At 70.4% G+C, this 18819-nt stretch carries 17 protein-coding genes; 16 read left to right on the top strand and 1 reads right to left on the bottom strand.

Annotated elements, in window-relative coordinates:
• Positions 1-32 precede the first annotated feature (32 nt).
• The gene (locus tag ASF78_RS22910; RefSeq protein ID WP_235518351.1) at positions 33-275 is read right to left on the bottom strand and encodes a hypothetical protein; all 243 of its coding nucleotides are present in this window, start codon (positions 273-275) and stop codon (positions 33-35) included.
• Between ASF78_RS22910 and ASF78_RS01930 the strand changes: the two genes are divergently transcribed.
• The 16 genes from ASF78_RS01930 (at position 274) to aroB (ending at position 18799) form a co-directional block, all read left to right on the top strand.
• The gene (locus tag ASF78_RS01930) at positions 274-1551 is read left to right on the top strand and encodes a type IV pilus twitching motility protein PilT (RefSeq protein ID WP_235518350.1); all 1278 of its coding nucleotides are present in this window, start codon (positions 274-276) and stop codon (positions 1549-1551) included. The two genes, ASF78_RS22910 and ASF78_RS01930, sit on opposite strands and share 2 nt — an antisense overlap.
• The gene (locus ASF78_RS01925) at positions 1551-2780 is read left to right on the top strand and encodes a type II secretion system F family protein (protein WP_056584262.1); all 1230 of its coding nucleotides are present in this window, start codon (positions 1551-1553) and stop codon (positions 2778-2780) included. The genes ASF78_RS01930 and ASF78_RS01925 overlap by 1 nt, the downstream gene beginning before the upstream one ends.
• Positions 2781-2944: 164 nt before the next feature.
• On the top strand, positions 2945-3391 hold the full coding sequence (locus ASF78_RS21800) for a type IV pilin protein (RefSeq protein ID WP_082494749.1): 447 nt from the start codon (positions 2945-2947) through the stop codon (positions 3389-3391).
• A 139-nt stretch (positions 3392-3530) separates the two neighbouring features.
• Entirely contained in the window at positions 3531-5456 is a 1926-nt protein-coding gene (locus ASF78_RS01915) for a type II secretion system protein (RefSeq protein WP_162243335.1), read from the top strand.
• On the top strand, positions 5453-6211 hold the full coding sequence (locus tag ASF78_RS01910) for a PilW family protein (RefSeq protein ID WP_235518348.1): 759 nt from the start codon (positions 5453-5455) through the stop codon (positions 6209-6211). The genes ASF78_RS01915 and ASF78_RS01910 overlap by 4 nt, the downstream gene beginning before the upstream one ends.
• Positions 6211-8115, top strand: coding sequence for a hypothetical protein (locus ASF78_RS01905; protein WP_056584256.1), 1905 nt, complete (start codon positions 6211-6213; stop codon positions 8113-8115). The genes ASF78_RS01910 and ASF78_RS01905 overlap by 1 nt, the downstream gene beginning before the upstream one ends.
• Positions 8116-8365: 250 nt before the next feature.
• Positions 8366-10117, top strand: coding sequence for a prepilin-type N-terminal cleavage/methylation domain-containing protein (locus tag ASF78_RS01900; protein WP_056584252.1), 1752 nt, complete (start codon positions 8366-8368; stop codon positions 10115-10117).
• Positions 10110-10811 carry a type II secretion system protein J gene (locus ASF78_RS01895; RefSeq protein ID WP_056584249.1) on the top strand — a complete coding sequence of 234 codons (702 nt, stop codon included), beginning with the start codon at positions 10110-10112 and terminating at the stop codon, positions 10809-10811. The genes ASF78_RS01900 and ASF78_RS01895 overlap by 8 nt, the downstream gene beginning before the upstream one ends.
• Positions 10812-10846: 35 nt before the next feature.
• Positions 10847-12418 (top strand): hypothetical protein, encoded by a 1572-nt coding sequence (locus ASF78_RS01890; protein WP_056584246.1) that lies wholly within the window; start codon positions 10847-10849, stop codon positions 12416-12418.
• Positions 12415-13200 carry an A24 family peptidase gene (locus tag ASF78_RS01885; protein ID WP_056584243.1) on the top strand — a complete coding sequence of 262 codons (786 nt, stop codon included), beginning with the start codon at positions 12415-12417 and terminating at the stop codon, positions 13198-13200. The genes ASF78_RS01890 and ASF78_RS01885 overlap by 4 nt, the downstream gene beginning before the upstream one ends.
• A gap of 101 nt (positions 13201-13301) precedes the next feature.
• A complete protein-coding gene (gene pilM, locus ASF78_RS01880) occupies positions 13302-14366 on the top strand; it encodes a type IV pilus assembly protein PilM (RefSeq protein ID WP_056584240.1) in 1065 nt (354 codons plus the stop codon).
• Positions 14363-15061, top strand: a complete 699-nt coding sequence (locus tag ASF78_RS01875; RefSeq protein WP_056584235.1) for a PilN domain-containing protein — start codon at positions 14363-14365, stop codon at positions 15059-15061. The genes pilM and ASF78_RS01875 overlap by 4 nt, the downstream gene beginning before the upstream one ends.
• Position 15062: 1 nt before the next feature.
• Complete coding sequence (locus tag ASF78_RS01870; protein WP_056584232.1) at positions 15063-15860, top strand: hypothetical protein; 798 nt, start codon at positions 15063-15065, stop codon at positions 15858-15860.
• A gap of 73 nt (positions 15861-15933) precedes the next feature.
• The gene (gene aroC, locus ASF78_RS01865; protein ID WP_056584229.1) at positions 15934-17124 is read left to right on the top strand and encodes a chorismate synthase; all 1191 of its coding nucleotides are present in this window, start codon (positions 15934-15936) and stop codon (positions 17122-17124) included.
• A complete protein-coding gene (locus tag ASF78_RS01860) occupies positions 17121-17678 on the top strand; it encodes a shikimate kinase (RefSeq protein ID WP_082494747.1) in 558 nt (185 codons plus the stop codon). Before aroC ends, ASF78_RS01860 begins: the two co-directional genes overlap by 4 nt.
• Positions 17675-18799: a 3-dehydroquinate synthase gene (gene aroB / locus ASF78_RS01855; RefSeq protein ID WP_056584226.1), complete on the top strand. Its 1125-nt coding sequence runs from the start codon at positions 17675-17677 to the stop codon at positions 18797-18799. The genes ASF78_RS01860 and aroB overlap by 4 nt, the downstream gene beginning before the upstream one ends.
• Positions 18800-18819 lie beyond the last annotated feature (20 nt).

The following is an 18819-nucleotide window of genomic DNA, read 5'->3' as shown; positions in this document are numbered from 1 at the left end:
CCCACGGGGGAGCCCTCGCGGCCGTTGCCGCCCTACCGACCCGTCGGGCCGCAGGCGGGAGCGCCGGCGATGTTCTCGCCGATCCCGTCGCAGAGCAGTGCGCCGCAAGCTCCGCCGAGCCCGCCGCCGTACCAGGCACAGGCACCGGCGGCTCCCTCCGCTGCGTACCAGCCCGGTCCGTCCGGCCCGCCGACGTACGCGGCGCCCGCGCAGCCGACCTCGTTCGCACCCCAGGGGCCGGGAACGACGCCGATGGGCGCCACCAAGGTGTTCATGCCGGCTCCCGCTCCCGCGGCCGTGGCGCCCCCGCAGGCACCGCAGGCACCGGCCGCGCCCGCCGCGCGGCCGGCCGCGCCGGCCCGTGACCGGGCGCAGCGTCGCGGGATGGGCCAGGAGCAGCAGGAGGGCGACCTCCCGATCGACGAGATCCTCACCGAGATGGTGCGGCTCGGCGCCTCCGACGTGCACCTCACCACGGGCACGACCCCGATGGTGCGCATCAACGGCTCGCTGAAGGCGCTCGACGGCTTCGGGCAGGTGGTGCCCGAGGGGCTGCGCCGCACGCTGTACGCGTTCCTGACGCAAAAACAGCGCGAGAAGTTCGAGGCCAACCTCGAGCTCGACCTGTCCTACTCCGTCCGCGGCCTGGCACGGTTCCGCGTGAACATCTACCAGCAGCGCGAGTCCATCGGCGCCGCGTTCCGGGTGATCCCGTACGAGATCAAGCCGCTCGAGGCGCTCGGGATCCCCGCGGTCGTCGGCACGTTCGCCGGCCTGCCGCGCGGGCTGGTGCTCGTCACGGGCCCGACCGGCTCCGGCAAGTCGACGACGCTCGCCTCGATCGTCGACCTCGCCAACCGGACGCGCGAGGACCACATCATGACCGTCGAGGACCCCATCGAGTTCCTCCACCGGCACAAGAAGTGCGTGGTGAACCAGCGCGAGGTCGGCCAGGACACGCACTCCTTCGCCAACGCGCTCAAGCACGTGCTGCGGCAGGACCCCGACATCATCCTGGTCGGCGAGATGCGTGACCTCGAGACGATCTCCGTGGCCCTCACCGCTGCCGAGACCGGTCACCTGGTCTTCGCCACGCTGCACACGCAGGACGCCGCCCAGACGATCGACCGCGTCATCGACGTGTTCCCGTCGCACCAGCAGTCGCAGGTCCGCACGCAGCTGGCCGGCGCCATCCAGGGCGTCGTCTGCCAGACCCTCGCCAAGCGGTCGGACTCGCCCGGCCGGGCGGTGGCCACCGAGGTGCTCGTGGCCACCCCCGCCATCCGCAACCTCATCCGTGAGGGCAAGACGCACCAGATCTACTCCGCGATGCAGGCCGGCGCCAAGCAGGGCATGCACACCATGGACCAGCACCTCTCCGAGCTGGTCAAGACCGGCAAGATCACCTACGAGACCGGACTGGAGAAGTGCCATCACGTGGAGGACTTCAACCGTCTGACCGGCCGGTTCTCGGGCGGGTCGCAGGGTGCCGCCGGTCTGGGTGACCAGGCGAGCATGGGCGGCGCCACCTTCGGAAGCCAGGCCCTCTGATGGCCGGGGCGAAGACGTTCGAGTACGCCGTCCGGGACAAGGCCGGCAAGATCGTCAAGGGTCGCGTCGAGGCGACCAACCAGGCGGCGGTCGCCAACCGGCTGCGGGAGATGGGCCTCGCGGCGGTCTCGATCTCCGAGGTCAGCACCGGTGGCCTGAACGCCGAGATCAACATCCCCGGCTTCGGCGGGAACAAGATCTCGCTCAAGGACCTGTCGATCATGTCGCGGCAGCTCGCCACGATGATCGACTCGGGCCTGTCGCTGCTGCGCGCGCTGACGATCCTCGCGGAGCAGACCGAGTCGAAGGCGCTGGCCAAGGTGATCGCCCAGGTGCGCAACGACGTCGAGGTCGGCACGGCGTTCTCCACCGCGCTGACGAAGCACGCGGACGTGTTCCCGCCCCTCATGATCAACATGGTCAAGGCGGGCGAGGTCGGCGGGTTCCTCGACCAGACGCTCGTCTCGGTCGCGAACAACTTCGAGGCCGAGGTCAAGCTGCGCGGAAAGATCAAGTCCGCGATGACCTACCCGGTGGTCGTTTTCGTCATCGCGATCCTTGCCACGACCGGAATGCTGCTCTTCATCGTCCCGGTCTTCGCAGGAATGTTCGAGAGCCTCGGCGGAAAGCTCCCGCTCCCGACACAGATCCTCATGTGGATGTCGCAGGGCCTGAAGATCGTGATCATTCCGTTCATCATTGCCCTCGTCATTTTCACGGTCTGGTGGGGAAAGCACAAGAACGACCGGGCGATCCGCGAGCGCCTCGATCCCTGGAAGCTCAAGGTGCCCGTCTTCGGGCAGCTGTTCCGAAAGATCGCGGTGTCCCGGTTCACCCGGAACTTCGGCACCATGATCCACGCCGGCGTGCCCCTGCTGCAGGCCCTGGACATCGTCGGTGAGACCAGCGGCAACCTCGTCATCGAACGGGCTGCCAAGGCCGTCCAGGAGTCGGTCCGACGAGGAGAGTCCCTGGCAGGGCCGCTGTCGCAGCACCCGGTGTTCCCCCCGATGGTGGTGCAGATGATGGCCGTCGGTGAGGACACGGGCGCGCTCGACACCATGCTCGCCAAGGTCGCGGACTTCTACGACCAGGAGGTCGAGTCCACCACCGAGCAGCTCACCAGCCTCATCGAGCCGCTCATGATCGTGGTCATCGGCGCCATCGTCGGCTCCATGGTCATCGCCATGTACATGCCCATCTTCGGTGTCTTCGCGCTCATCGAGTGACCGGCACGTGCGGCACTGCTCCGAGCGAGTGAATCCGCGATCATCCGGGCGTCGGGCTCAAGGTCCGGCGGGTCCAGGACGATGCATGGCTTGTAGGACCGAACCGGCGCTGCCGGACTGAATGTGACACAGACCATCCGCACTGACTTCATGGGGAGCTCAACATGATCGCTCGTATTCGCAAGTCCATGGAGGAGAAGGACAAGGGCTTCACCCTTATCGAGCTCCTCGTCGTCATGATCATCATCGGCATCCTCGCGGCCATCGCGATCCCGGTGTTCCTGAACCAGCGCAAGAAGGCCCAGGACACGGCCGCCGTCTCCGACGTCTCCACGCTGGGCAAGGAGATCGCGACGTACTACGTCGACGCGACCACCGCGCTCGCGGCGGGCGACGTGGCGATCGCCAGCGACCGTTACACGATCAGCTACGACGGCACCGCCTCGGACATCGGCAAGGTCAGCAACGGTGTCGACACCGTCACCCTGACCCCCGGCGCGGACGACACCGCCACGCAGGGCTGGTGCGTCGAGATCGCCTACACCGGCGGCACGCACGACGCGGTCTCCTACTCCGCCACTGACGGTCTGAACAAGACCGCCGGCTGCTGATCCACCCGTAGAAAGCCCCGGTGGGCGACGCGAGCACCGCTCTCGTTACCCGCCGGGGCTTCCTCGGTTCGTCGCACCACCGATTCGTCCGGGTCGTCCGCACCCGTCCAGGGCCCGCTGACAGGCAGAGGTGTACACCGTGGTACGTAGCCCGCGCGGCGCCCGAGGCGCCGACCAGGGGTTCTCCCTCATCGAGCTGGTCGTCGCGATGGTCGTGCTCGGCACGATGGCCGTGGCGGTCATCGGCGTGATCATGAGCTCGCAGTCGCAGGGGGTCGCGAACCGCAGCCGGATCGCCGCCGCCAACCTGGCCGCCCGCGAGATCGACCTGGTGCGCGAAGAGTTCGCCCGGACCGACGCGGGACCCGTCAACCTCGCCGCTGCCGGGTACGTGCTCAACCCGCACCCGCTGGCCGGCGGCACGGCGGGCCAGCCGCTGGTCATCGACGGTCGCAAGTACACCGTCGTGCGCACCGCCCAGTGGAACATCGCCGGTACCGGAGCGTCCGCCTGCGAGGGTGGCTCGCTCGTCGCGTACCCGACGCTGGGCGTGACCGTCACCGTCACCTGGCCGAACATGGGCGGCGTGCAGCCGGTGGTGAGCACCGCGTCGCTGGCCCCGGACAAAGAGACGGGCATCGCCACCACGGACTCGTTCATCGCCGCGAAGGTCCTCGACCAGGACGCCAAGCCGTTGTCCGGCATCCCGGTCACGGCGACCGGTGGGGCGACCACCACGGGCCACACCGACGCGTCCGGCTGTGCCGTGATCCGGATCAGCCCGCCGACCGCCGGTGCCGCCTACACGATCACGGTGGCCGACGGCTCCTACGTCGACCTCTCCGGGACCGCGAACCCGAGCAAGAACTCCGGCGTCATCATGCCGAGCCAGATCTACGCCGGCGCCAGCTTCACGGTGGCGAAGGCGGGCAGCGTCACGGTCACCATCGTGCGGTCCGACGGGCAGTCGTTGACGAACGCACAGGCGAGCGGGTCGCCCTTGACGCTCGTCGCGTCGCAGTACTCCGGCGCGACGGGGGAGAGCCCTCGCGTCGCAGGCGGAGTGAGCACCACGTTCACCGGCCTGTGGCCCACCAGCTACGGCGCGTACTTCGGCAGCGCTGCGCCGCCCGGCGGCTACGACATGGTCGACCTCCCTCCGGGTGGTCACGTCACGCTCGAGGTCACGCTCGAGATGGCGTCCGTCCTGGTCGCGAACCTCCCGTCGGGCACCACGAACGTCCTGGCCGTCCCCACCGGGACCGTGCCCACCACCTGCTCGACCGGTACGTCGGCCCCCGCGTCCGGGTCCGGGGCGAGCTTCGTCCTCATGCCGGCCGCGTACGACCTCTACGCCGTCGGGACCACGTTCGCCTGCTCGCCCGGTCCCGTGAACGTCAGCCTCGGCAGCGGGGAGAACGAGGACATCACCTGGGCGACCACGACGCTCCGCATCCAGGGCCTGTCCACCGGAACCGTCTGGATCGCCGAGAAGCAGAAGTCGGGCCTCGCGTCGCTGACCACCTGCCCGACCACCGTCGGGGCGATCGCGATCAACGTCGACGGTGCACGCTCGGCGCCGGTCGTGATCCCGGCGGGCAGCTGGTACGTCTGGCAGACGAACGGTCCCTGGAACGGGACCTGCGTCAGCTACCCGGACCTGATCAGCGCCTTCGGTGCCCCGTACGGCACGGCGGTGCTGAAGAACTGGGCGTCCACCCCGCCGCCGACGCTGTACGCGGCCCTCACGATGACGAACATCAGCACCACCAACCGGTACCTGCTGATCAGCCCGGTGGTCGTCACCGGGTGCACGCAGACCGTCGCCTCCCCCTCCGGGACGAAGTACCAGTCCACCGGGAAGTCGTCGTCGGGCACACAGTCGCTCACCGTCTCCGGTGTCCCGCGGCCGACGTCCGGCACGACGACCTACTACGCGTACCTCTGGAACAAGGAGAACTCGGGATCGGGGAACCGGTGCACCACGGCGGGCACGTACGTCGTCGGCCCGGGTACCTCCGTGCTGTCGAAGAACACGAGCAGCGGCGGGAGCACCGGGCCGTGAGCGCCGACCTGCGCCGAACGCTCCCGGCACACCGCGACGAGCGGGGCACGAGCCTCACCGAGATGCTCGTGTCGATGCTGGTGTTCTCGATCCTGATCGCCGCGGTCGGGACCCTGGTGATCGGCTTCACGCGGTCGAACGCCGAGTCGATCTCCCGGCAGGACCAGGTCGACTCCGCGCGCGTGGTCGTGGAGACCATGTCCAAGAAGCTGCGCACGGCGGTCATGCCGAGCCAGCTCACCACGACCTGCACCCTGTGCACGCAGGACGCCTTCGTCAACGGCCAGAACTTCAGCGTCCAGTTCTACGCGAACATCGACAACCCCGGGAACAGCGTGGGCCCGAGCCGGGTCACCTACACGCTCGCGACCACGGGAGCGGCCGCGGGAACCCTCGTCGAGAAGGTGCAGGTGCCCGACTCGAACCTGCCGGCGGCGACGGGGTACGTCTACTGCGACGCCGAGGCCGCTGCCGCGGGGTCGGACTGTCGCAAGCGGCTCGTCACGCGCACGCTGGCGACCGGCGTCCAGTCCGGCACCGGTCCGATGCTGGCGTTCTACGACGGCGCAGGGGCACGGCTCACGCCTCCGACCAACGGCTCGCTGACCGCGGACGAGCTGTCGCGGGTGCTCGCCGTCGAGCTCGTCGTCTCGGTCCAGGCGCAGAACGCGACGCGCGTGGACCCCACCACGTACATCCAGCGGGTGACGCTGCCGAACGCGCAGGCCGTCCTCCGCCAGGACGAGGAGGACTAGTGACCAGGTTGCTGCGCACCCGACGGCCGTCGAAGGGCGACGACGCGGGCATGGCTCTGCTCCTCGTCGTCGGATCGATGATGGTGCTGGCGATGCTCGCTCTCACCGCCCTGGCCTACACCGTCTCGAGCCAGAAGTTCGCGCGGTACGACCAGGACTACTCGAGCACGATGTCCGCGGCGCAGTCCGGCATCGACGACTTCATCTCGCGCCTGAACCGCGACGACGGGTACTTCTCGACGGTCGACTGCGGGAACCTCGCGCTGCGCGGCCCGGCCGTCCCCGGCAACGCGTGCGGCTGGGGTGCCGGCACACCTCTGGGCTGGCTTCCTGTCGCTCCCGGCGAGACAGGGCCCAAGGACGCCTTCTTCCACTACTCCGTCGACGCCTCCCGGGCGATGACCGAGGGCACGATCTCCGTGCGGTCCACGGGCAAGGTCAACGGTGAGTACCGCACCGTCGAGGCGGCCGTGGGTAAGGGTGGTTCGACGGACTACGTCTACTACACCGACTTCGAGTCCGCCGACCCGTCGAACGTGCAGTCCTACACGCCGACGAAGATCGCCTCGCTGAGCACCACGGAGAAGGCGGCCTGTGGGATCGGGGGGTACGACGCCGCCCTGTACTGGTGGGAGGGACGCGAGGGCAAGGACTGCAACGAGATCCAGTTCGCCCCCGGGGACACGCTCGAGGGCACGGTGTTCTCGAACGACTCGGTGCTCGCCAACAGCCCCACGTTCACCGACGGCTTCCTCTCGGCCAACCCCGAGTGCCGGACCGTCACGGCGGCGACGTCCACCTGGCGCAAGTGCCTGCGCAAGACGGGTGCCAGCTACAGCACCGCGAACTTCAACGGCGTCCAGCCCGAGTACTCGAAGGCGCTGTACCTGGACGACACGTCGGCGGCCTTCAGCGGCTTCCCCGGCTGCCACTACTACGGGTCGACCCGGATCATCTTCGACGGCGCGGGGACCATGCAGGTCTGGAACAAGGTCGTCAACGGAGGCGGAAACCCCACGGCGATCGCGCCCCCCGGTGGTTCCTCACCCTCGTGCGGGTCCACCACGAACCTGAACTCGGCGGGCGGCGCGACCGTCGCGGTCCCGGACAACATGGTCATCCAGGTGTCCGCCGAGAACACGGGGATCACACACTCCCGCTGCAGCGCGGGCCAGATCGGCGGCCCTGGTACGTCGGTCCTCCCGCTCGGCACGTACACGCAGGCGATCGCGGCGGCCAAGCCACCGGCCACGAACTCGACCTACACGTACGACACGACGATGAAGGAGTCGACGAAGTACTGCCAGGAGGGCAACCTCTACGTGCAGGGCACGGTCAAGGGTCGCGTCACGCTCGCCGCCGCACAGTCCGTGATCCTCACCGGAGACATCATGCTCGCCGGTGGTCTCACCGGCTCCGACATGGTCGGCCTCGTCGCCACCAACTCGGTCGAGGTCTTCCACCCGTGGATGACGCGGGTCGACGCGCAGGGCGGTCCGTGCCCCAGCCACTCGAGCTGCAAGTGGGGGTCCGAGCCCGGGACGGAGACGGGCGCGGTGCCAGACTGGCCCGCCAACATCACCCCGCCGGCCGGTGTGGCCTCGTTCGAGGGCATCGAGATCATGGGCTCGATCCAGACCCTCCAGCACTCGTTCTACGTGCAGCGCTACGACAAGACCTCGGACGGGAACGGCGAGGGCCTGCTGCGGGTCGACGGCTCCATCGCCCAGCGCTGGCGCGGGATCGTCGGAACGGGCAACGGGGACACCGGCTACCTGAAGAAGTACGTCTACGACACGCGCCTCAAGTACAGCGCGCCGCCCTACTTCCCCCGGTGGGTCAACGCGCAGTGGTCGCAGCGGTACTTCGGCGAGATCGACACGCCGCCTGAGCTCAGGTCGTGACGAGGCGGCCGCCGTACCCACGGGGTGCGGCGGCCGTTCGCTCGTCGCGCTGCGGTTCGTCCGAGCATGTACCGGGGAGTCCGATCCGGTGGATGAAAGTTTGATGAGACTCCGCCGAGTTCTTCAGATCGGGCTCATGCCGCACGTCGATCGTGCCGTTGGGGGAGGGATGCGCGCAGGTGTGGTAGCGCTCTCACGGCACGGCGGGTGGAGGAACCTCGGGATGGCATGGCGTAGCAGGTGCGATCGGGTGCGCTCGGACGAGTCCGGCTTCACCCTGGTGGAGCTGCTCGTCGCCATGATGGTGATCTCCGCGGTGCTGTTCAGTCTCATGGCGGTGCAGACGTCGGCGCTGGTGACCAACGCCCAGACGAGGCAGCGCACGCAGGGCACCGCCGTCGCCAACGAGGTGATGGAGCAGATCCGCGCGCTCCCGTGGGCGTCGCTCTCCAAGGGCATGCACTCGGCGTTCGCGTCGGCCGCCGGGGGAGACCCCAACGTGACCGGGACCCAGCTGCGGCCGCCGGCCGACGCGTCGATCGACGAGCCGTTGGTCATCAGCACCGACCAGACCACGGACCGTGCGCCGCTGTCGGGCGCGGGCGGGTCGAACAAGACCGTCGAGCCTGACCCGTCGATCCCCAGCGTCACGTACACGAGCCGGGTGTACGTCACCCGGTCCGCGCAGACGGCCGCCAACGTCCTCACCCTGACGGTGATCACGTCCTGGCGGGCGAACCAGTCCGCGACACCGAAGCACGTGATCCTGCGGTCACAGGCGTTCGCGCCGACGGGCGGGTGCGGGGACTCGTCCAACCAGCCCTACCTCGGGGCGTGCCAGGCGCTCCTGTCCGGTGATGCGGGCGCGACCGGCCCGACCGTGACGGTGACCGCCGCCGGCGCCGGGCCGAGCGGACCCGCCACGACCCCCACCACGCCTCTCATCCCGGGCACCGACGCGACCGTCGCCACCCTGAGCCTGGGCAACGCCGGCGTGGGCGTCACCTCCCAGCAGGCCACCGCCGTGGAGGCGACGGCCGTGCACGGGGGAGCGCAGTCGATCACCGCCGACGCCGACGTCGAGGCGATCGCCACGGGCGGCGGGCGGCTCACCAACGCAGCGTCGAACGACTTCGGGTCGGCCGGAGCCGCGCCCGCCAACCCGCCCGACGTGACCGGCGTCGGGTCGGCTACCCCGCTCGACCTGGCAGGGACCAGCACCAGCCTGCGGCTCGCCCCGGCGAGCAGCACCGCGAGCCTGAAGGCGACGACCACCGTGTCCTGCGCGTCCGGCATCCCCGCCGGCCAGGTGTGTGCCGGCTCCGACCTCACCAGCAGCGGCGCGGCGTCCGTGGTGCTGACCGCGGGCGGCACACCGTTCACGGTGGCCAACCTCGCCGGTGGGGGGTCCGCGAAGACGATCGGGGCGAGGTTCACCTCCGCCGCCGGCAGCACCGCCGTGGGCTGTGTGACCCTGTCCGGTCCGGGCTGTCTCGCGACGTCGGTGGCGCGCACGGTCGGGACGACGAGCGTCGGGAGCGGTTCCTGGACCGGAGCGGCTGCACCCTCGGGGCTGGCCTCCGTGTCGTCGTACACGGACGCCACTCGCGTCGAACGGGGGCCGTCGCAGAAGACGACGACCGCCGTCACCTCCCGCACCGGAACGGTGAGCTACTGGAACGGGTCGGGGTACACCAGCTTCACCCTGGACAGGCTCACGAGCACGACGGTGGTGACGCCGGCGGTGACCGCGACCGTCGGTGGCGTCACCGTCTCCGCGACGGCCACCGTGACGGTGACCCCGGCCATGGCGATCGCGTCGAACCCCGATCCCGTCGGGTGCTCGGCGGAGGGCTGCTCGATCACGTCCGACACCGGCAGCGTGACGCTGACCGTCACGTACGTGGTGACGTCCGGCGGAGTCCCCTCCGCCGTCACCGCTGCCGCGAGCATGGGTTCGGGTCGCGCCAGCGCGGGATTCAAGGCGGCACCCAATGCGTGAGCTGCAGCGGGCCATCCGCACCCGGCTCTCACGAGACGACCGGTCCGACAGCGGATGGACCCTCGTCGAGCTGATCGTCTCGATGGGCATCTTCGGCGGACTGCTCGCGATCGTGTTCTCCGTCCTGCTCACCCTGAGCATGCAGACGAAGGACAACCTTGCGCGCACCCGAGCGGTCGACGAGACGCAGATCGGGCTGATGCAGATCGACCGCCAGGTGCGGTCCGGCAACGTGATCGCCGACCCCGCCAACGAAGGTGTCGCGCTGTCCGGCGTGGAGCCGTACTACGCCCTGCGCGTGTACACCCAGACCGACGGCGTCTACCAGTGCGTGCAGTGGCGCGTGCGGTTCCCGACCGGCTCCTCGTTCGGCGTGCTCGAGTACCGGTCGTGGAAGCCGACCTGGCAGTCCACCGGTGGGGTCTCGGCTTGGCGGACCGTCGCCCGCAACGTCGTCCGACCCGCCACGGCCACCGTCGCCGCGGCCGACCCGTCCACCTGGCCACCGTTCTTCGTGCAGGCGACCGACGCCGAGTCCTCGTCGTCCGCGCAGACGATCCGCGTCACGCTGCGCATCAAGGACCCCGCACAGCGGGAGTCCTCGAAGCCGGCCACGGTGACGTCGACCCTGACCGGTCGCAACACGATCTTCGGCTACCCGGCCGACACCTGCAGCCCCGTCCCGGCACCGTGACGTCACGTCCCCCCGACCACAGGAGCACGAGCACCATGCGGAACGCCATTCGCCGACGTCTGGCCGACTCCGGCGACGACCGGGGAGCCGCGCTGGTCGCTGCGGTCGCGGTCGCGCTCATCGGCGTCATGCTCGTGACCGTCGTCGTCGCCAACGCGGTCGCCGCGGCACGGGACTCCGGACAGGACCGTGCACGCACGACCGACATCCACACGGCGGAAGGCGCGGTCGACGCGGTCTACGCCGAGCTCGAGACGTGGACCCCGTGCTCCTGGCCGGCCGGGGGTCCGCTGGTCGGTGGCACCTCGCCGTCACGCACGACCGCGACGGCCACGATCGCGTACTTCTCCGCGTCGGGCACGGCCCTCACCTGCGGCGCCGGTGGCACGGTCTCCGGCGGGACCCCTGCGTCGGCGGTCGTCACCGCCACCGCCCTCTCCGGGGACGGGACGAAGCGGTCCGTCCAGGCAAAGGTGGCGCTGACCCCGTCCACGAACCAGGGCAGCGGCGCCGCGATCTTCGCGGCGAACAGCATCATGACCACGAACAACTTCACGGTGACCACGACGCTCCCGGACACCGACGTCGACGTGTGGGTGGACGGTGGGAACGTCAACTGCAACTCCAACGTGCAGATCAAGGGCAACCTGATCGTGGTGAACGGGACCGTCGACATCTCGAACAGCTGCCGCGTCACGGGGAACCTCTGGAGCAAGAAGCAGCTGACCGTGCACCAGGCCGCGCCCGGCGGGCTGCAGACCGTCGGTCAGAGCCTGTACGTCACGGCCAACGCCTACCTGGCCGCCGGGACGAAGATCGGCGGCGACGTGCTGCTCACCGGGACCCGGACCGGAGGGACGCCGATCGTCGGCGGAGCGCTCCGCCAGTCCGTCGCTCCGGCGAACATCCCGCAGTATGTCCCCGTGAAGCTTCCCGAGGTCCTGTACCGACCTGCCGACTGGACGGGATTCGTGAACACCGGCGACCGGCAGGCCTCCTACCGCACGTGGGTGCGAGGGCAGGCGGCCGCCAACGGCGCGCCGACGTGGGCCGACGCCGTGAACACGACCAAGGACCAGTGCAAGGTCGCCGGCGCGAGCTATGACGCCAACGGCCCGTTGGTCGGACCAGCCGTCCCCACGGTGTTCGACACGACCAACTGCGCGGAGACCCGCTTCGAAGGGGGCCTCAACATCAAGCTGCGGTCCGACATGGTGATCTTCGCGAAGAGCTTCTACTCGACCGGCGACTTCAAGGTCACGTCCGCCGACGGTGCGCAGCACAAGTTCTGGGTGATCGTGCCGGACCGGAACCCGAACGGCATCGCGGAGTGCACCGGGGGCGCGGGAAACATCAAGAACGACTCAGGATCGCTGGCGATCGCGCCGATCACGCTCTTCATGTACACGCCGTGCACCATCGACACCAACAACTCGACGGACTTCTACGGTCAGCTCTACGGGGGGACCGTCCAGCTCCGGAACGCGATGACCATGAACTACGTCCCCATCGGGATCCCCGGCGTCGTCCTCCCCAGCACGGACCCTGTCGGCAGTGCCGGGTACCGGGTGGACGTCGTCTACAAGCGGGAGATCAAGAACCCATGACCGGCCTGCTCGTCGCCGTCGCCGTCGTCGTCGGCCTCGCCGTCGGCTCGTTCCTCAACGTCGTCGTGTGGCGCGTGCCGCGCGGGGAGTCCGTCGCGCACCCACCCAGTGCGTGCCCCCGGTGCCACCACGTGATCCGCCCTCGGGACAACGTGCCCGTGCTGTCCTGGCTGCTGCTCCGTGGGCGGTGCCGGGACTGCGCGAACCCGATCTCGGCGCGGTACCCGCTCGTCGAAGCCGGTACGGCAGTGCTGTTCGGTCTGACGGCCTGGTTCACCGGCCCGTCGTGGGTCCTGCCGGCGTTGCTCTACCTGGCAGCGATCTCCGTGGCGCTCGCGCTCATCGACATCGACACGAAACGCCTGCCGAACGCGATCGTGCTCCCGGCGTACCCCGTGGCGCTCGCGCTGCTGGCACTGGCGAGCTGGAACCCCGGCGGGGTGTCCGACTGGTCCGCCCTGATCCGGGCGATGATCGGCGCGGCCGCTCTGTACGGGGTCTACCTCGTCGCCGCACTCGTCTACCCCGCAGGCATGGGGTTCGGTGACGTGAAGCTCGCCGGCGTCCTCGGGCTCTATCTCGGCTGGTTCGGGTGGGGCGCGCTCTTCGTCGGCTGGTTCGCCGCGTTCCTCCTCGGCGGAATCTTCTCCGTCGGGCTCCTGCTGACGGGCCGCGCGGGCCGCAAGTCCGGGATCCCGTTCGGTCCCTGGATGCTGCTCGGCGCGGCCGTCGGCATCGTCGTCGGCGAGCCGGTGGCGGCGTGGTACCTCGGGTCGCTCTGATCGTCGCGCTCCTCTGCACGAGATCGGCCGAACCTGCTCAAGTCGACGGGCGCGGCATCCGATAGGACGAAAGAACTCATCCGTACGGAGGAAGGACCCTCGTGGCCACCACACGCGTCATCGGGCTGGACATCGGCTCGTCCTGCGTCCGGGCTGCGGAGCTCGAGTTCGGGAGCGGTGGCCCTCTGGGCAAGACGCCGCCGACGCTCGTGCGTTTCGGACAGGTCGCGCTCCCGCTCGGCGCCGTCCGCGACGGCGAGGTGGTGCAGCCCGAGACCGTCTCCAGCGCCCTGCGCCAGCTCTGGACGCAGGCGAAGTTCGAGTCCAAGGACGTCGTCATCGGCGTGGGGAACCAGCGGGTGATCGTCCGCGAGCTCGACCTCCCGTGGATGCCGCTCAGCCAGCTGAAGGAGTCGTTGCCCTACCAGGTCAGCGAGCTCCTGCCCATGTCGACGGACGACGCGCTGCTCGACTACTTCCCGACCGCGGAGTACGACGGCCCGCAGGGCCGCACCGTGCACGGGATGCTCGTCGCCGCCCAGCGCGACACCGTGAACGCGAACATCATCGCGGTCGAGGGCGCCGGTCTGCGCCCGCGCATGGTGGACCTCAACGCGTTCGCGCTGCACCGGTCGCTGGCCCGTGGCGAGCTCGCCCAGTCCACCGCCGCGTTCGTGGACATCGGCGCGTCGATCACGACCGTGGTCGTCTCGGCCCAAGGGTCCCCGCGGCTCGTGCGGTCGCTGCCCACCGGTGGGCAGAACGTCACGAACGCCGTGGCCAGCGCCCTCGGCATCGCCGCCGCGGAGGCGGAGGTCGTCAAGCGCGAGATCGGCATCGGCTTCGCCGTCGGTCCCGAGCGTGCGGACGCCGCCGAGGCCATCAGCACGGTCGTCCGCGCGTTGGTCGAGTCGGTGCGCAACACGTTCGTCTACTACTCGGGGAACAACCCCGGCGCCGGGATCGACGTCTGCGTCCTCACCGGCGGCGGTTCGCACCTTCCCGGGCTCGGACAGTACCTGTCGAGCGCCAGCAGGTTGCCCGTGACCCTCGGGGACCCCCTCGCCGGGCTCCGGTCCGCCAAGACCGCTCAGCGCGAGTCGCTGAACGGGCACGAGTCCTTCATCGCCCTCCCCGTCGGACTGGCCTACGGAGTTGCCGCATGACCACGCTCCTGGAACGCCCACGCTCGCGCTCCCACTCGGGATCCGCGCTGAGCGGGACCCTCCCGCAGGTCAACCTGCTGCCCCCCGAGGTCCGCGCCGCGCGCGGCCTGCGGGTCACCAAGCGCTGGCTGCTGATCAGCCTCGTGGTGACGATCGGCCTCTGCTTCGGCGCCTTCGGGCTCGCGCTCATCGCCGGGGCGACCGCTGCCTCGGAGCTGGCGGAGGCTCAGACCGAGACGGTGCGGCTCGAGACCGAGGCCGCCAAGTACGCCGAGGTCCCGCGGGTGCTCGACGCGCTCAACCAGGCGCAGACAGCCCGCTCGTTGGGCATGTCGACCGAGGTCCAGTGGAGGGTCTACTTCGACGCACTGACGGCCGTGCTTCCCGCCGGCGTGAGCCTCGAGTCGATCGTCTCCACCGGGGCCACCCCCATGGTCGCACCGGCGCCTCCGACCGACCCGCTGCAGGCGCCGAGCGTCGGTCAGCTCGCCTTCACGGCTCGGACCGCGACGCTTCCCGACACGTCGGCCTGGATCGACTCGCTCAACTCGATCCCCGGGTTCAGCGACGCCTGGGTGTCGTCCGTCAGCGTGAGCGAGGACGACACAGGAAAGTTCTACACAGTCCAGGCCGCGGTGCAGCTGACGGACGCGACGTACGCACACCGGTTCGACGGCACCGAAGGGACGGGCTGACATGAGCGGCGCCAAGAGAAGCACCTGGATCGGCGGCACCGTCTTCGTCGCCCTCGTCATCATGCTGGCGGCCTGGTTCTTCGCCGTCTCGCCGACGATGTCGGCCGCGGCCGAGGTCCGCTCCGAGGCCGAGCAGACCCGGGAGATGAACGAGATCCTCGACCTGAAGGTGGACCAGCTGAAGGCTGACTTCGCCAAGCTGCCCGAGTACCAGGCCGAGCTCGCCGGGATCCAGCTGCAGATCCCGACGGACGCCATGCTCGCCGACTACCTGCGACAGCTGGACCAGATCGCGGTCGCGCACAGTGTCGCCCTCACGACGGTCACCCCGTCGATCCCGCAGACCGTCGTGCTCGCGGCTCCCGTCGTCACGGCGGCGCCCGAACCCGCGCCGACCGAGGGCACGGAGGGTACCGAGGGCTCAGCCGACGGCGTCGAGGCGCCCCCCGCCCCAGCGCCCGGTGCGGGCGGCCCGACGGGCTTCACCGCGATCCCGCTCTCGCTGACGGTCATCGGGACGTACGACAACACCCTCGCGTTCCTCAACTCCCTGCAGAACGGCACGCAGCGCCTCTTCCTCGTCACCGGCTTCACGGGGACGGCGCAGAAGGAGGGTGACGCCAGCAGCGGAAGGCCTGCCACCGCGGTCGGCGACCAGGAGCTCGTCATCGCGGGCTACACGTACGTCCTGCCGGACGCGCTCGCCGTTCCAGAGACGACGGACCCGGCTGCCGCTCCGGTGGCGCCCCCGGCCGCCGTCCCGGGCAAGAACCCGCTGGTCCCGGTGTCGGGCAGCTGACCACCTCGACACTCACGGTCCACCCTCCGGGCGTCAGCCCGGGGGGTGGACCTCGTCATGGGAGGATCCGTCCATGCTGCGTTGGTTGACCTCCGGTGAGTCCCATGGCCAGGCGCTCGTCGGCATCCTCGAGGGCCTCCCCGCCGACGTCGAGGTGCAGAGCTCCGACATCCAGGGGGCGCTCGCCCGCCGTCGCCTCGGCTACGGCCGCGGTGCGCGCATGAAGTTCGAGCAGGACGAGGTCCGGCTGCTCGGCGGCGTCCGGCACGGCCGGACGCAGGGTGGTCCCGTCGCGATCGAGATCGGCAACACCGAGTGGCCCAAGTGGGTCGACGTGATGTCGTCGGACCCCGTCGAGGACCCTGAGGTGCTCCTGCGGGCGCGCAACGCGCCGCTGACCCGTCCGCGTCCCGGGCACGCCGACCTGGTGGGGATGCGCAAGTACGCCTTCGACGACGCCCGGCCGGTCCTCGAGCGTGCGAGCGCACGGGAGACCGCCACCCGCGTCGCGCTCGGGACGGTCGCTGCGCGGTTCCTCGAGCAGGCCGCCGGTGTCCGGATCGTCTCGCACGTGGTCAGCATCGGACCGGTCGCCGCGCCCGAGGATGCCGCCGTCCCCACGCCGGACGACACGGCTGCCCTCGACGCCGATCCGGTGCGCTGCTTCGACGCCACCACGTCGGCGGCGATGGTCGCGGAGATCGACCAGTGCCACAAGGACGGGGACACGCTGGGCGGCGTCGTCGAGGTGCTCGCGTACGGGCTGCCCTCCGGGCTCGGCTCGTACGTCCACTCCGACCGTCGGCTCGACGGGCTGCTCGCGGCGGCGCTGATGGGCATCCAGGCCATCAAGGGCGTCGAGGTGGGCGACGGTTTCCGTACGGCCGCCCGGCGCGGCTCGCAGGCGCACGACGAGATCGAGCGCGACTCCTCCGGCCGGATCGTGCGGCGCACCAACCGCGCCGGTGGCCTCGAGGGCGGGATGACCAACGGCGAGATCCTGCGGGTGCGCGCGGCCATGAAGCCGATCTCGACCGTGCCGCGGGCCCTCGACACCGTCGACACCGCGACGGGCGAGGCCACGAAGGCGCAGCACCAGCGCTCGGACGTGTGCGCCGTCCCGCCCGCCGCGGTCGTCGCGGAGGCGATGGTCGCGCTCGTGCTGGCGGACGCCCTGCTGGCCAAGACCGGTGGCGACTCGGTGGGTGAGGTCCGGCGCAACCTCGAGGCGTACGTGGCGTCGATCCCGGACCTCCTGGCGTGACCGCGGTGCCCGGTCCGCACATCGTCCTCGTCGGCCCGCCCGGGTCGGGCAAGTCGACGGTGGCGCTCGCGCTGGGGGAGCGCTGGCAGCTCGCTGTGCGCGACACGGACTCCGACGTCGAGGCCACGGCGGGCAAGGCGATCACCGAGATCTTCGTGGAGGACGGCGAGCCCGCGTTCCGGGCGCTGGAGCGGGACGCGGTCCGCGTCGCCCTGGAGGAGCACGACGGCGTGCTCGCCCTGGGTGGGGGAGCGGTGCTCGACGGGTCCACCCAGGAGCTCCTCGCGGCCTACGGTGCGGGCGGCGGGACGATCGTGTTCCTCGACGTGTCCTTGGCGCACGCCGCGCCGCGCGTCGGGTTCAACCAGGCACGGCCACTGCTCCTGGGGAACCCGCGAGCGCAGTGGCAGGCCCTGATGGAGGCGCGGCGGCCCGTGTACGAGCGCCTGGCCACCGTGCGCGTCCTCACGGACGGCCACCGACCGGCCGACGTGGCCGAGCTGATCGAGCAGGAGCTCGCGGTCCTGCGCCGCGGCGAAGGGACCCCGTCATGACCACCACCCGCACCGTCCACGTCCACGGGGACCAGCCGTACGACGTCGTCATCGGCAGGAACCTGCTCGCGGCGCTGCCCGATTTGCTCGGCTCGGACGTGCGGCGCGTTCTCGTCGTGCACCCGTCCGCTCTGGCGACGACCGCCGACACCGTCCGCGAGGACCTGCGCGCCCACGGCTACGAGGCGTTCATCGCCGAGGTCCCGGACGCCGAGGAGGCGAAGACGGCGCAGGTCGCTGCGTTCCTCTGGCAGGTCCTGGGCCAGGCGGACTTCACGCGGACCGACGCCGTGGTCGCCGTCGGCGGCGGTGCGACGACCGACCTCGGTGGCTTCGTCGCCGCCACGTGGCTGCGCGGGATCCGGGTCGTGCAGGTGCCGACGACGCTGCTCGCGATGGTCGACGCGGCCGTCGGCGGCAAGACCGGCATCAACACGGCCGAGGGCAAGAACCTCGTCGGCGCCTTCCACCCCCCGGCCGGCGTGCTCTGCGACCTCGCAGCGCTCGAGTCGATGTCGAAGCACGACTTCGTCGCGGGCCTCGCCGAGGTGGTCAAGTGCGGTTTCATCGCCGACCCGCGGATCCTGGAGCTCGTCGAGGAGAACACGGCGCTGCTGACGGATCCCGTCGCGGCCGCGTCGTCGCCCGTGCTGCTCGAGCTCGTCGAGCGTGCGGTCGCCGTGAAGGCCCGGGTCGTGGGGGAGGACCTGCGGGAGGGTGGGCTGCGGGAGATCCTCAACTACGGGCACACGTTCGCCCACGCGATCGAGCACGTCGAACGGTTCCAGTGGCGGCACGGGGCGGCCGTGTCGGTCGGCATGGTCTACGTCGCGGAGCTCGCTCGGCTGGCCGGTCGGCTGTCCGACGAGGTCGTCGACCGCCACCGGTCGATCCTCACGTCGCTCGGGCTGCCCGTGACCTACCGCGGGGACCGCTGGGACCGGCTCCTGGCGGCCATGCGTCGGGACAAGAAGACCCGCGGCGACCTGCTGCGGTTCGTCGTGCTCGAGGACATCGGCAAGCCTGTCCGCCTCGAAGGGCCCGACCCGACGCTCCTCGCCGCGGCGTACGCGGAGCTGAGCGAGGGCGCACCGGCCCCGTCGCGCGCGATCTCCCTCTGACCAGCGCACCCGTCACCTAG

This window comes from Cellulomonas sp. Leaf334 (genome assembly GCF_001424195.1).
GTDB lineage: Bacteria > Actinomycetota > Actinomycetes > Actinomycetales > Cellulomonadaceae > Cellulomonas.
This window is presented reverse-complemented; position numbering and strand designations above follow the sequence as displayed.

Bases quoted from the DNA above. Each gene is read 5' to 3' on its own strand.
- ASF78_RS01930 (WP_235518350.1), top strand. From the start codon at position 274: ATGCCGGCTCCCGCTCCCGCGGCCGTGGCGCCCCCGCAGGCACCGCAG.
- ASF78_RS22910 (WP_235518351.1), bottom strand. From the start codon at position 275: ATGAACACCTTGGTGGCGCCCATCGGCGTCGTTCCCGGCCCCTGGGGT.
- ASF78_RS01925 (WP_056584262.1), top strand. From the start codon at position 1,551: ATGGCCGGGGCGAAGACGTTCGAGTACGCCGTCCGGGACAAGGCCGGC.
- ASF78_RS21800 (WP_082494749.1), top strand. From the start codon at position 2,945: ATGATCGCTCGTATTCGCAAGTCCATGGAGGAGAAGGACAAGGGCTTC.
- ASF78_RS01895 (WP_056584249.1), top strand. From the start codon at position 10,110: ATGCGTGAGCTGCAGCGGGCCATCCGCACCCGGCTCTCACGAGACGAC.
- ASF78_RS01890 (WP_056584246.1), top strand. From the start codon at position 10,847: ATGCGGAACGCCATTCGCCGACGTCTGGCCGACTCCGGCGACGACCGG.
- ASF78_RS01885 (WP_056584243.1), top strand. From the start codon at position 12,415: ATGACCGGCCTGCTCGTCGCCGTCGCCGTCGTCGTCGGCCTCGCCGTC.
- ASF78_RS01875 (WP_056584235.1), top strand. From the start codon at position 14,363: ATGACCACGCTCCTGGAACGCCCACGCTCGCGCTCCCACTCGGGATCC.
- ASF78_RS01870 (WP_056584232.1), top strand. From the start codon at position 15,063: ATGAGCGGCGCCAAGAGAAGCACCTGGATCGGCGGCACCGTCTTCGTC.
- aroC (WP_056584229.1), top strand. From the start codon at position 15,934: ATGCTGCGTTGGTTGACCTCCGGTGAGTCCCATGGCCAGGCGCTCGTC.
- aroB (WP_056584226.1), top strand. From the start codon at position 17,675: ATGACCACCACCCGCACCGTCCACGTCCACGGGGACCAGCCGTACGAC.